The 11,923-nt window shown below is 71.9% G+C and carries 8 protein-coding genes; 5 read left to right on the top strand and 3 right to left on the bottom strand.

The genetic code is table 11. The annotated features are described in order from the left end of the window. Positions 1–13: 13 nt before the first annotated feature. Positions 14–1,981 carry a primosomal protein N' family DNA-binding protein gene (locus GA0111570_RS18285; RefSeq protein ID WP_092612480.1) on the bottom strand — a complete coding sequence of 656 codons (1,968 nt, stop codon included), beginning with the start codon at positions 1,979–1,981 and terminating at the stop codon, positions 14–16. A 42-nt stretch (positions 1,982–2,023) separates the two neighbouring features. Between GA0111570_RS18285 and rpe the strand changes: the two genes are divergently transcribed. Beyond that, positions 2,024–2,701 carry a ribulose-phosphate 3-epimerase gene (gene rpe / locus GA0111570_RS13810; RefSeq protein ID WP_092612477.1) on the top strand — a complete coding sequence of 226 codons (678 nt, stop codon included), beginning with the start codon at positions 2,024–2,026 and terminating at the stop codon, positions 2,699–2,701. Between the two features lie 26 nt (positions 2,702–2,727). After that, positions 2,728–4,155: a threonine synthase gene (thrC, locus tag GA0111570_RS13805; protein ID WP_092612474.1), complete on the top strand. Its 1,428-nt coding sequence runs from the start codon at positions 2,728–2,730 to the stop codon at positions 4,153–4,155. Positions 4,156–4,174: 19 nt separating this feature from the next. Here thrC and GA0111570_RS13800 read toward each other — a convergent pair whose 3' ends face one another. Then, the gene (locus tag GA0111570_RS13800; protein ID WP_139283257.1) at positions 4,175–5,266 is read right to left on the bottom strand and encodes an FUSC family protein; all 1,092 of its coding nucleotides are present in this window, start codon (positions 5,264–5,266) and stop codon (positions 4,175–4,177) included. After that, complete coding sequence (locus GA0111570_RS13795) at positions 5,263–6,105, bottom strand: PAC2 family protein (protein WP_092612469.1); 843 nt, start codon at positions 6,103–6,105, stop codon at positions 5,263–5,265. Before GA0111570_RS13795 ends, GA0111570_RS13800 begins: the two co-directional genes overlap by 4 nt. Positions 6,106–6,151: 46 nt before the next feature. On the opposite strand from GA0111570_RS13795, the gene metH reads away from it, so the two are divergent. The 3 genes from metH to GA0111570_RS13780 are packed head-to-tail and all read left to right on the top strand — an operon-like array spanning position 6,152 to position 11,875. Next, positions 6,152–9,646, top strand: a complete 3,495-nt coding sequence (metH, locus tag GA0111570_RS13790) for a methionine synthase (protein ID WP_281245215.1) — start codon at positions 6,152–6,154, stop codon at positions 9,644–9,646. Then, entirely contained in the window at positions 9,636–10,358 is a 723-nt protein-coding gene (locus GA0111570_RS13785) for an HAD family hydrolase (protein WP_092612463.1), read from the top strand. The genes metH and GA0111570_RS13785 overlap by 11 nt, the downstream gene beginning before the upstream one ends. Continuing rightward, positions 10,355–11,875 (top strand): ABC transporter substrate-binding protein, encoded by a 1,521-nt coding sequence (locus GA0111570_RS13780; RefSeq protein ID WP_092612460.1) that lies wholly within the window; start codon positions 10,355–10,357, stop codon positions 11,873–11,875. Before GA0111570_RS13785 ends, GA0111570_RS13780 begins: the two co-directional genes overlap by 4 nt. Positions 11,876–11,923: the final 48 nt, after the last annotated feature.

The raw sequence follows: 11,923 nt of genomic DNA, 5'->3' as shown, positions 1-11,923 counted from the left end.
GCCGAGTCTAACGTCACCCGATCCGCTCCGGGTCGACCCTGATCCGCACCGACCCGGGGTCCTTGTGGGCGGTCCGCACCGCCTGGACGTCCCGCACGGCCTGCACCGCCGCGGCGCCGACCGGCAGCGGGGCCCGCAAGGTCAACCGCCAGGTCTCGCCCAGCGACCCGTCGGCCTCCAGCACCGGTGCCGGCCCCCAGGCCTCGACCCCCTCCGGCAGCGGCAGCTGGGCCGAGACGCCCTCGACCCCGACCTGGTCGCCCTCGACCACGACCAGGCGCATCGCCGGCGGGAAGCCGGCCTCGCGCCGGTCCTCCAGTTCCCGTGCGGCCAGGCCGGCCGGGTCCAGCCGCACCAAGGCCTGGACGGCGGGGTGGTCGGCCGGCGCCACCGCCAGCACCGACCCGCCCTCGACGGCGGGTCGTACGAGGGCGCACACGTGCAGCCAGCGCCGCAGCGCCTCCTCGGGGGCCCGCAGGTCCGCGCGCAGCAGCAGGCTGGCACCATCCAGCAGCACCGCGGCCGCGTAGCCCGTCTCGGCGTCCGGCTCGGCCCCCGGGGTCGCCAGCACCAGGGCGGACTTCTCGTCGACCGCCTCGAGGATGTGCCCGGCGTGGGACTGGCGCACCGGCACCTGAGGGAAGGCCCGGCCGAGCTCCTCGGCGGTGCGCTCCACCCCGACCACCGGCGTACGCCAGCGGGTGCCACCGCACTCGGTGCAGGCCCAGCCCTCGTTGCGCGACCCGCACAGGCCGCAGATCAGCCCGTCCTCGCGCCCGTGCAGCGGGCCGCCGCAGTCCCGGCAGGTGGCGGGCGTACGACAGTCCTGGCAGACCACCACGACCTGGTAGCCGCCCCGCGGGACCTGGACCAGCACCGGCCCGGTGACGAGCCCGGCGCGGATCGTGTCGAACGCGTCGTGCGGGATCCGGCCGGCCTGGTCCGGTCGGTCGCGTGGGGTCCGGACGACGGGGGAGACCTCCCGCTGGTCGCGGCCGGCCAGGGCGACCGGGTGCAGCCAGCCGCGCTCCAGCAGCGCCTCCGCCTCGGTACTGCGCCCGTACCCGGCGAGGACCAGGGCCGCACCGGCCAGCTGGGCCCGCAGCGCGGCCACCTCGCGGACGTGCGGGTAGGGCGCCCGCGGCTCGGCGAGCAGGTCGTTGCCCTCGTCCCAGACGCCCAGGAAGCCGAGGTCCTCCACCGGCGCCCAGACCGCGCCCCGGGTGCCGATCACCACCCTGGCCTGGCCCCGGGAGACGGCGAGGAAGTTGCGGTAGCGCGCCGCCGGCCCGAGCTCGGAGGTGAGGGTGACGAAGCCGCTCTCGGCGAACGCCACTCGGCAGGCCGCGGCGAGCCGCTCCAGGTCCCGGGCGTCGGGCACCACCAGCACCGCGCCGCGCCCGGCGGCGACGGCGGCCGCCGCCCCGGCGACCAGGCCGGACGCCCAGTCACCCAGCGGATGGCGGGTCGGGGCCACCTGCCAGAACGCGCGCGGCGCCCCACCGTTGCGCACCGCGTCCAGGAACGCTTCGCCAGCCGGGTAGGAGCCGAACGGGTGCGGCACGCCGAGCGCCCGGCGCGCGTCGAGCGCAGGGCGGTGCACCGGCTCGGCCGCCTCCGCCGCGGCATGCCGCGGCGGCACGGCCAGCCGCACGACGTCGGCGAAGGAGCCGCCCCAGTGGTCGGCCACCGCCCGCACCAGCCCGGTCACCTCGGCGGTCAGCACCCGCTCGGGCGAGACCACCTTGTCCAGCTCGGACAGCTGGTGCAGGGCGGTGCCCGGACCGAGGTCGTCGCCGTCGACCCGCTGGATCACGAAGCCGTCCCGGTGCTGCCCCGCGAACGTCACCCGTACCCGCACGCCTGGGCGGGCCGACTCGGCCTGCGCCGGCGTGACGCGGTAGTCGAAGAGCCGGTCCAGGTGCAGCAACGGCATGTCGACGGCCACCCGGGCCACCGGCTGCTGCACGTTGTCGCTCATGCCCCGATCGTAGGATGAGCCGCTGACAGTAGACTCTGCCGCGTGGGAATCCAGATCACTCCGAGCATCCTGTCGGCCGACTTCACCAATCTCGACCGCGACATCGCGGCGGTGCCCAGTGCCGACGCCATCCATATCGACGTGATGGACAATCACTTCGTGCCCAACCTGACGATCGGGCTGCCGGTCGTGGAGGCGATCCGCAAGCGGACCACGCACGAGCTGGACATCCACCTGATGATCACCGACCCGGACCGCTGGGCGCCCGAGTACGCCGAGGCCGGCGCCGAGTCGGTCAGCTTCCACGTCGAGGCCGCGGCGGCCCCGGTGCGGCTGGCCCGCGAGTTGCGCAGCATGGGCTGCAAGGCGGCCCTCGGCATCAAGCCGGCCACCCCGATCGAGCCGTACGCCGACCTGCTGGGCGAGTTCGACAAGATCCTGATCATGACCGTCGAGCCCGGCTTCGGCGGCCAGTCGTTCTTGGACATCATGATGCCGAAGGTCCGGCGCACCCGTGAGCTGATCAGGGGCACCGGCCTGGAGATCGCGCTCCAGGTCGACGGCGGGATCTCCGAGCGCACCATCGACATCGCGATCGCGGCCGGTGCGGACGTCTTCGTCGCCGGTTCGGCCGTCTACGGCGCCGACGACCCGGACGCGATGATCCGCGCCCTGCGCGAGCACGGGGACGCCGAGCTCCACCAGAACCACGCCCACTGACCCTGTACCGGACGCCAGAGGACCACATGCGCTACATCTCCACCCGCGGCGGCGCCGAGCCGCGCAGCTTCTCCGACATCCTGCTCGAGGGCCTGGCCCCCGACGGCGGGCTCTACCTCCCCGAGGAGTACCCGCACCTCACCCCGGAGATGCTGGGGCAGTGGCGTACGGTCCTGGCCGAGCAGGGCTACCCGGGACTGGCGTACGAGGTGCTGCGCCTGTTCATCGACGACATCCCGGCCGAGGACCTGCGCGCCATCTGCGACCGTACGTACACCGCCGAGGTGTACGGCAAGGACGAGATCGTCTCGCTCACCCCGCTCGGTGACGAGATGCTGCTGGAGGGCCTCTCGCACGGCCCGACGCTGGCGTTCAAGGACATGGCGATGCAGCTGCTCGGTGCCCTGTTCGAGTACGAGCTGGGCCGGCGCGGCCAGGAGCTCAACGTGCTCGGCGCCACCAGTGGCGACACCGGCTCGGCGGCCGAGTACGCGATGCGTGGACGGGCCGGTATCCGGGTCTTCATGCTGTCCCCCAAGGGGCGGATGAGCGACTTCCAGCGCGCCCAGATGTACACCCTGGACGACGAGAACATCCACAACATCGTCGTGGAGGGCGTCTTCGACGACTGCCAGGACCTGGTCAAGGCCGTCTCGGCCGACGCCGACTTCAAGCGCGACGCGCACATCGGCTCGGTCAACTCGATCAACTGGGCGCGCCTGGTCGCCCAGGTGGTCTACTACGTGGCCGGTTACCTGCGGGCCACGACGTCGAACGACGAGCAGGTCTCCTTCGCCGTGCCGACCGGCAACTTCGGCAACATCTGCGCCGGCCACATCGCCCGCCAGATGGGCCTGCCGATCAAGCACCTGGTGCTGGCGACCAACGAGAACAACGTGCTGGAGGAGTTCTTCCGCACCGGCGTCTACCGGCCGCGCAGTTCCGAGGAGACGGTCAAGACCTCCAGCCCGTCGATGGACATCTCCAAGGCGTCCAACTTCGAGCGGTTCGTCTTCGACCTGGTCGGCCGCGACCCGGAGCGGGTGCTCGACCTGTTCGCCGCCAAGCTGGTACGGCTGGGCCAGTTCGACCTGTCCGACGACCCGGTCTTCGCGCAGTGCTCGGAATGGTACGGCTTCCAGACCGACCAGAGCTCCCACGTCGACCGGCTGCGGACCATCCGCGAGGTGTGGGAGGACCGCGGCATCGTGATCGACCCGCACACCGCCGACGCCGTCTGCGTGGGCCGCCGGCTCCAGGAGCCCGGCGTCCCGATGGTTGTGCTGGAGACCGCCCAGCCGGTGAAGTTCGCCGAGACCATCCGCGAGGCGCTGGGCCGCGATCCCGAGGTCCCGGAGGCGTACGCCCACCTCGCGGGTCTGGAGCAGCACACGGTGGAGCTGCCGGTCGACGTGGCGGCGCTGAAGGCGTACATCGCCGGCAACATCGGCTGACGCCCGGCTCGACCGCCCCTCAGCGAGGGGAGACGGCCTCGAGGAACTCCTCGTCGTCGGCCTCGGGGGAGTCGTCGTCGGCGTGCGTGAGGAAGGTGAACGCGACGCTCACCAGGACGCCGACGGCGGTCTCCACGCCGCGGTCCCACAGCACGGTCCCGATCGGCTGCGGGTGGACCAGTTGCCCCATCAGCAGGGCGAGCGGGGTGATGGACAGCAGGCCGAGGGTGTAGTTGCGGATGACGAACAGCTCCGCGCCGGCCTGGAAGATGATGATGGCGATGATGATCGGCAGTCCCTGGGGCAGGAACAGCAGGCAGAGGGCAGCGATCACCAGGCCGCCCAGGGTACCGATGATGCGGTGCAGGCCACGCTGTACCTGGCGTCCCGTCGTCGGGGCGGCCAAGGGCGCGGCGGCGGCGACCATGCCCCAGTACGGGTGCCCGATGCCCATCAGGGTGGTGAGGGCGCCGGTGACCAGGGTCGCGCCGCCCATCCGGACGATGTGGCGCATGGTCGCATCCGAACGGAAGTGGTCCCAGGCCTGCCGTGGCCCGGGTAGCCCGGGGGCGGGCCGGGGGTTGGTCTCCCGGCGGCCGATCAGGCTGAACAGGATGGCGAACAGCGCCGAGGCCGAGGACACCAGGAAGGCGATGCCGACGGTGTGCCAGGTGCTGCCGGCGGTGTTGGCGCAGACGGCGAGGCCGAAGAGCTGGAACAGCGGGCCCGGCGGTCGCCACGCCAGAAGGTGGGCGGCGACCGAGACGACCGCCGCGAACGTCGCCCCGGCGACCACCAGCAGCCAGTCGCGCTCGGGGTAGAGGGAGATGATCGTGCCGAGGACCACCGCGACCACCAGGGACACCGCGGCCTGGGACTGCATGGCTGCCCGGTGCCGCCGTGACACGTTGCGCCCGTAGATGCCCGTCATCGCGCCGAAGGCGACGAACGGGGCCAGCTCGGGGTGGCCGATGAACCAGACGAACAGGAGGGGGAGGGAGATCGAGCCGCCGGCCCGGATGGCGGGCACGTGGGCCCGGTCGTGCGGGCCGACGTCGAGCAGTCCCTTCACCGGTCCGCTGACGACCCGCCTGACCAACCCATCCCTCACGTGTCATCCCTTCGTCGTAGGAAACGTTCGAACTCGGCCGCGATCGCGTCGCCGCTGGCCTCGGGCTCCTCGGTGGCGTCCTTCTCGGATTCGAGCATCGCCACGTACTGGGCGATGTCCTCGTCGGCACTGACGAGCTCGTCGACCCCGCGCTCCCATGCGGTCGCGTCGGCCACGAAGGTGCTCCAGTCGGCACGGATGTCGAGCAGCGCCTCGAGTCGGCGGGCCAGTGCCAGTGACGCCTTCGGCTGCGGGGACTCGGAGACGTAGTGCGGCACGGCCACCCACAGCGCTGTGGTGCGGATCCCGGCACCCACCAGCGCGTGCGTGACCACCCCGGTGATCCCGGTCGGACCCTCGTAGTCGGAGACCTCGACCCCCAGCCGGCGGGCCTCCTCGGCCGAGAGCGGCGAGCCGGAGACCGGCAGGGGCCGCGAGTGCGGGGTGTTGGCCAGCATCGAGCCGAGGACGACGACCCGCTCCACGCCGGCCTCCTGCAGGGCCTCGACGACGAGGCGGCTGAGGGTCTGCCAGCGGAGGTTCGGCTCGGGGCCGGTGACCACGAGCACGTCCGCCTGCGGGAGGTGGGCGACGCCGATGCTGATCGCCGGCCATATGACCTCGCGGGTGCCGGTGTCATCGACGATCGCGCTCTGCGGACGGGTGGCCTGGTAGTCGAAGTAGTCCTCGGAGTCGAGGTCCTGCAGGTCCTCCGACGGATAGCTCTGCATCAGGTGGTCGGCGACCGCGCTCGCAGCGTCACCGGCATCGCCCCAGCCGCCGAACGCCACGACGGCGACGGGGGCGGTGCGGAGGGGTTCGGTGGGGACTGGCGTCATGAGAGGGAGGGTACCGCTCTGGGAGTAACACGTAGAGTGTTGGCTTGTGACCCCGTTTGCTTCTGATCTCCGTACCGCCCTGTCCAGCCGTGTCGTCGTCGCCGATGGGGCGATGGGAACCATGCTCCAGGAGTACGACCTGGGCATGGACGACTTCGAGGGCTTCGAGGGCTGCAACGAGATCCTGTCGGTGACCCGCCCCGACATCCTGCGCGAGATCCACTCGGCCTACTTCGAGGCCGGCTCTGACTGCGTGGAGACCAACACCTTCGGCACCAACCTGTCCGCGCTGGGGGAGTACGGCATCTCCGACCGGATCGCCGAACTCGCCCTCGCCGCCGCCCGGGTGGCCCGCGAGGCCGCCGACGCGTACGCCACCCCCGAGCGGCCGCGCTGGGTGCTCGGCAGCGTCGGCCCCGGCACCAAGCTGCCCACGCTCGGCCACGTCACCTTCCGCGAACTGCGCGACGCCTACCAGGTCCAGGTCGGCGCGATGGTCGAGGGCGGCATCGACGGCGTGCTGGTCGAGACCGCCCAGGACATCCTGCAGGCCAAGGCCGCCGTGATCGGCGCCAAGCGCGCCCTCGCCGCCGCCGGGCGTGACCTGCCGATCATCGTGTCGGTCACCGTGGAGACCACGGGCGCGATGCTGGTCGGCTCCGACATCGGGGCGGCGCTGGTCGCCCTGGAGCCGCTGGGCATCGACATGATCTCGATGAACTGCGCCACCGGCCCGGCCGAGATGCGCGAGCACCTGCACCACCTGGCCGACAACGCCACCATCATGGTCGGCTGCATGCCGAACGCCGGCCTGCCCGAGCTGACCTCCGACGGCGCGCACTACCCGCTGCAGCCGGTCCAGCTCGCCGACGCCCTCGACGAGTACACCCGGGACTACAACCTGGCCCTGGTCGGCGGCTGCTGCGGCACCACGCCCGAGCACATCCGCCAGGTCGTCGACCGGGTGCAGGGCCGCCCGCTCAACGTACGCAAGGTGACCCCGCCGCCGAGCGCCTCCTCGCTGTACACGGACGTGCCGTTCCGCCAGGACATCTCCTACCTGGCGATCGGCGAGCGGACCAACGCGAACGGCTCGAAGGCCTTCCGCGAGGCGATGCTGGCCGAGAACTGGGACGAGTGCGTCGACATCGCCAAGTCCCAGTCCCGCGGCGGCGCCCACCTGCTCGACCTGTGCATCGACTACGTCGGCCGCGACGGCCGCGCCGACATGGACACCCTCGCCTTCCGGCTCGCCACGGCCGTCACGCTGCCGATCGTGCTGGACTCCACCGAGCCGCCCGTGGTCGAGGCCGGCCTGGAGCGGCTCGGCGGGCGCTCGGTGATCAACTCGGTCAACTACGAGGACGGGGACGGCCCCGACTCGCGGATGGCCAAGGTGATGCCGATGGTCAAGGAGCACGGTGCGGCCGTGGTGGCCCTCACCATCGACGAGGAGGGGCAGGCCCGGACGGCCGAGTGGAAGGTCCGGGTCGCGACCCGGCTGATCGAGGACCTGACCGGCAACTGGGGCCTGCGGCTGGGGGACATCCTGGTCGACACGCTGACCTTCCCGATCGGCACCGGCCAGGAGGAGACGCGCCGTGACGCGCTCGAGACGATCGAGGCGATCAAGGAGATCAAGCGCCTCTACCCGGAGGTGAACACCACCCTGGGTGTCTCCAACGTGTCGTTCGGACTCGCCCCGGCCGCCCGCGTGGTGCTCAACTCGGTGTTCCTGCACGAGGCGGTCCAAGCGGGGCTGGACTCCGCGATCGTGCACGCCGCGAAGATCATGCCGATGAACCGGATCCCCGACGACCAGCGCCAGGTCGCCCTCGACATGATCTACGACCGGCGCCGAGAGGACTACGACCCGCTGGCGACGTTCCTGGAGATGTTCGAGGGGGTCACCACCGCCGACCAGAAGGCCGAGCGGGCCGCGGCGATCGCCGCGCTGCCGGTCGGGGAGCGGCTCACCCAGCGCATCGTCGACGGCGAGTCGAAGGGCATCGAGGCCGACCTGGACGAGGCGATGGCCGACACCGCCCCGCTGGACATCATCAACACCTTCCTGCTGGACGGCATGAAGGTCGTCGGCGACCTGTTCGGTTCGGGCCAGATGCAGCTGCCGTTCGTACTGCAGGCCGCCGAGACGATGAAGACCGCCGTCGCCTACCTCGAGCCGCACATGGAGTCCGACGCCGCGGGCGCCGGCAAGGGCAAGATCGTGCTGGCCACGGTGAAGGGCGACGTGCACGACATCGGCAAGAACCTGGTCGACATCATCCTGACCAACAACGGCTACGACGTGGTCAACCTGGGCATCAAGCAGCCGGTGCAGGCCATCATCGACGCGGCCGAGGAGAACGACGCCGACGTGATCGGCATGTCCGGCCTGCTGGTGAAGTCCACCGTCGTGATGAAGGACAACCTGCTGGAGCTCAACTCCCGCGGCCTGGCCGGCAAGTACCCGGTGATGCTCGGCGGCGCCGCGCTGACCCGCTCGTACGTGGAGCAGGACCTGCAGGGCCTCTTCGAGGGCGACGTCCGGTACGCCAAGGACGCCTTCGAGGGCCTGTCGCTGATGGAGAAGATGGTCGCGGTCCGGCGCGGCGTCCCCGGCGCGACCCTGCCCGCACCGCGCGAGCGCCGGGTGAAGGCCGTCGACCGCCCCGACGAGCCCGCGGTCGAGGTGCCGGCCCGCTCCGACGTGGCGTACGACGTCGACGTGCCGACCCCGCCGTTCTGGGGCACCCGGGTGGTCAAGGGCACCCCGATGCGCGAGATCACCGAATGGCTCGACGAGCGCGCCACCCTGATGGGCCGGTGGGGCCTGCGCGGCGTACGGGGCGGTGCCTCGTACGAGGAGCTGGCCGAGACCGAGGGCCGCCCGCGGATCCGCGAGCTGCTCGACCGGATCCGAACCGACGGACTGGCCGAGCCCGCCGCCGTGTACGGCTACTTCCCGGCCTACTCGGTCGGCGACGACGTGGTCATCCTCGACCCGGAGACGCCCGAGGACCTGGACCGCGAGATCGGCCGGTTCTGGTTCCCGCGCCAGCAGCGTCCGCGCTTCCTGTGCATCGCCGACTTCTTCCGCGACCGCAAGCTGGCCGAGGAGAAGGGGCCGGACGTGCTGCCCTTGCAGCTGGTCACGATGGGCTCGACCCTGTCGGAGGCGACCGGTGAGCTCTTCGCCGCGAACGCCTACCGTGACTACCTGGAGCTGCACGGCCTGGGTGTCCAGCTGGCCGAGGCGATGGCCGAGTGGCTGCACGCCCGGATCCGGACCGAGCTCGGTTTCGGCGACCAGGGTACCGACGTCGAGGCGATGCTCCGCGACCAGGCCTACCGCGGGTCGCGCTACTCGTTCGGGTACGGTGCCTGTCCGGACCTGGAGGAGCGCGCGGTGATCACCCGACTGCTGGCCGCCGACCGGATCGGCGTCGAGCTCTCCGAGGAGTTCCAGCTCGTCCCCGAGCAGTCCACCGATGCGTTCGTGGTGCACCACCCCGAGGCGAAGTACTTCAATGCCCGCTGACGACATGCTCGCTGACGACCTGCGCTCCGACCACCGCCCGGCGGCGTGCCTGTGGGACTTCGACGGGACCGTCGCCGACACCGAACCGATCTGGATCGGGTCGGAGTACGAGATGATGGAGCTGCTCGGCGGTGAGTGGAACGACGAGCACGCCGAGAAGCTGATCGGCTCCGACCTGCTGGACTCGGCCCGGTACATGCTGACCGTCTCCGGCCGCGACGACGTGACCGCCGAATGGGTGGTGCACTGGATGGTCGACCGGGTGACCGCCAGGATCCGGGCCCTGCCCGAGATCAACTGGCGCCCCGGGGCCCTGGACCTGCTGGCCGGCCTGCGCGCCGACGGCATGCCCTGCGCACTGGTGTCCGCCTCGTGGCGGCCGGTGCTGGAGGCGGTGCTGGAGCACCTGCCCGAGGACACCTTCCAGGTCATCGTGCCGGGCAACGAGGTGACCGCCGGCAAGCCGGCCCCCGACCCGTACCTGCAGGCGGCCGCGGCGCTCGGGGTGGACGCGAGGGACTGCATCGTGCTGGAGGACTCGCCGACCGGCACCCGCGCCGGCCAGGCCGCCGGTGCCTGGGTGGTCGGCATCCCGAACCTGGTGCCGCTGCCGGTGATGCCGCGACGCACCGTGATCCGTACCCTCGAGGGCATCACCCCGGCGTCGCTGTACGCGCTGCGGGGGGCCGCGACCACGGACGCACGGGTATGAAGGCTCGGGTCGGCGCGGCGGCGCTGGCGCTCGGCGCCCTGCTGGTGTCCGGGTGCACGCCCCAGCCGGCCCCGCCGGCCCCGGCCGTGCCCGGTGGCCAGCAGGCGGCCGGCAGCCCCTCGCCCACCCCGACCCCACGGCCGGACCGGGACTTCACCGTCGGCACCACCGACGCGATCACGACCGTCGATCCGGCGGCCATGACGACCGGGGCGTCGCAGGCGGTCGCGTTCTCGGTCTTCCAGCGGCTGATGACCACCCAGGCCGGCGACGACGTGCTGAAGCCCGATGCCGCCCGCGACTGCATCTTCGAGCAGGACACGATCTACACCTGCACCCTGCTGGACGGTCTTCGGTTCCACTCCGGGGCACCGGTCACCTCCACCGATGTGAAGTACTCGATCGAGCGGGCCCGCCGGCTGAACGTGCCCGGCTCGAGCGCCCCGCAACTGGCCGCGATCAGCTCGATCGAGACCCCCGACCCCCAGACGGTGCGGTTCCGGCTGCGCTACCCGGACACCGACATCGGCTACGGCCTGGCCTCGCCGGCCGCCTCGATCGTCGACCCGTCCGCCTACCCGGCCGACCGGGTCGCCGACGCGTCGACGACCCCCTCCGGCTCGGGGCCCTACCGCTACATGGCCTCGGGCAAGGGCGTCTGGACGTTCGCGCGCTACACCAGCTACCAGGGCCGTACCCCGGCGAGCATCGTCCGCGTCGTCCTTCGCGAGTACGCCTCCTCGGCCGACCTCGAGACCGCGATGACCGCCGGCGACGTCGATGCCGCCTGGCGCGGGCTGGACGCCGCGGCGACCACCCGGCAGCGCCACACCGCCACGGTCCAGGGCGACCAGTCGATGTACGTCTCGGTGGTCGCCAAGGACGCCCGGGTGATCCGGCTGGAGTGGGACCGTGGCTCCGCCCTCACCGGCAACGCGGCCCTCCGGTCCTTCGTCAATGCGGCCGTCGCGGATCGCCGTACGCTGACCAGCATCATGCCGACCGGCATCACCGGCTCCCGGGAGGGCCTCTACCCGGCCGGTGGCCGGCCGACGGCCAAGGCGCCGTCCACGCCGACCAAGCTGGTCCTCGGGTACGACCCGACCATGCCCGACGGCGCCGACCTCGCCGCCGCGCTGGCCCGGTCGATCGAGGCCACCAAGGGGGCGACGGTGACCGTGAAGGCGGGCGGTCCCGGCATCGACCTGTGGCTGGTCGACACCCGGGCCGCGACCTGGACCCCGCGGGCCTGGCTGCAGGACTACACCCAGGTCACCGGCGCCCCGCACGCGAAGGCGGTGGCCACCATGATGACCAGCGGCCTGACCTCCAGCGACCAGCCCACCCGCACCGCGGCGACCTCCACGATCCAGGAGTACGCGGCCGAGGACGCGTACGTCACCCCGCTGAGCCAGCAGGACGAGGTCGTGTTCGTCCGCCGCGGGTTCCAGGTCGACCTCGGTCGGCTCGGGCCCGGCTGGCAGCTGGACCTGGCCGCCTTCTCCCAGAACTCCTGAACAAAGGACTCGACCCATGACAGGCAACGACCCGCACCGGTCGGGCGT

It is taken from the genome of Raineyella antarctica, from assembly GCF_900092135.1.
Lineage (GTDB): Bacteria > Actinomycetota > Actinomycetes > Propionibacteriales > Propionibacteriaceae > Raineyella > Raineyella antarctica.
The sequence above is the reverse complement of the archived record's forward strand: the minus strand, read 5'-3'. Positions and strand labels throughout refer to the sequence as shown.

Bases quoted from the DNA above. Each gene is read 5' to 3' on its own strand.
- GA0111570_RS18285 (WP_092612480.1), bottom strand. From the start codon at position 1,981: ATGAGCGACAACGTGCAGCAGCCGGTGGCCCGGGTGGCCGTCGACATG.
- thrC (WP_092612474.1), top strand. From the start codon at position 2,728: ATGCGCTACATCTCCACCCGCGGCGGCGCCGAGCCGCGCAGCTTCTCC.
- GA0111570_RS13780 (WP_092612460.1), top strand. From the start codon at position 10,355: ATGAAGGCTCGGGTCGGCGCGGCGGCGCTGGCGCTCGGCGCCCTGCTG.
- GA0111570_RS13795 (WP_092612469.1), bottom strand. From the start codon at position 6,105: ATGACGCCAGTCCCCACCGAACCCCTCCGCACCGCCCCCGTCGCCGTC.
- GA0111570_RS13785 (WP_092612463.1), top strand. From the start codon at position 9,636: ATGCCCGCTGACGACATGCTCGCTGACGACCTGCGCTCCGACCACCGC.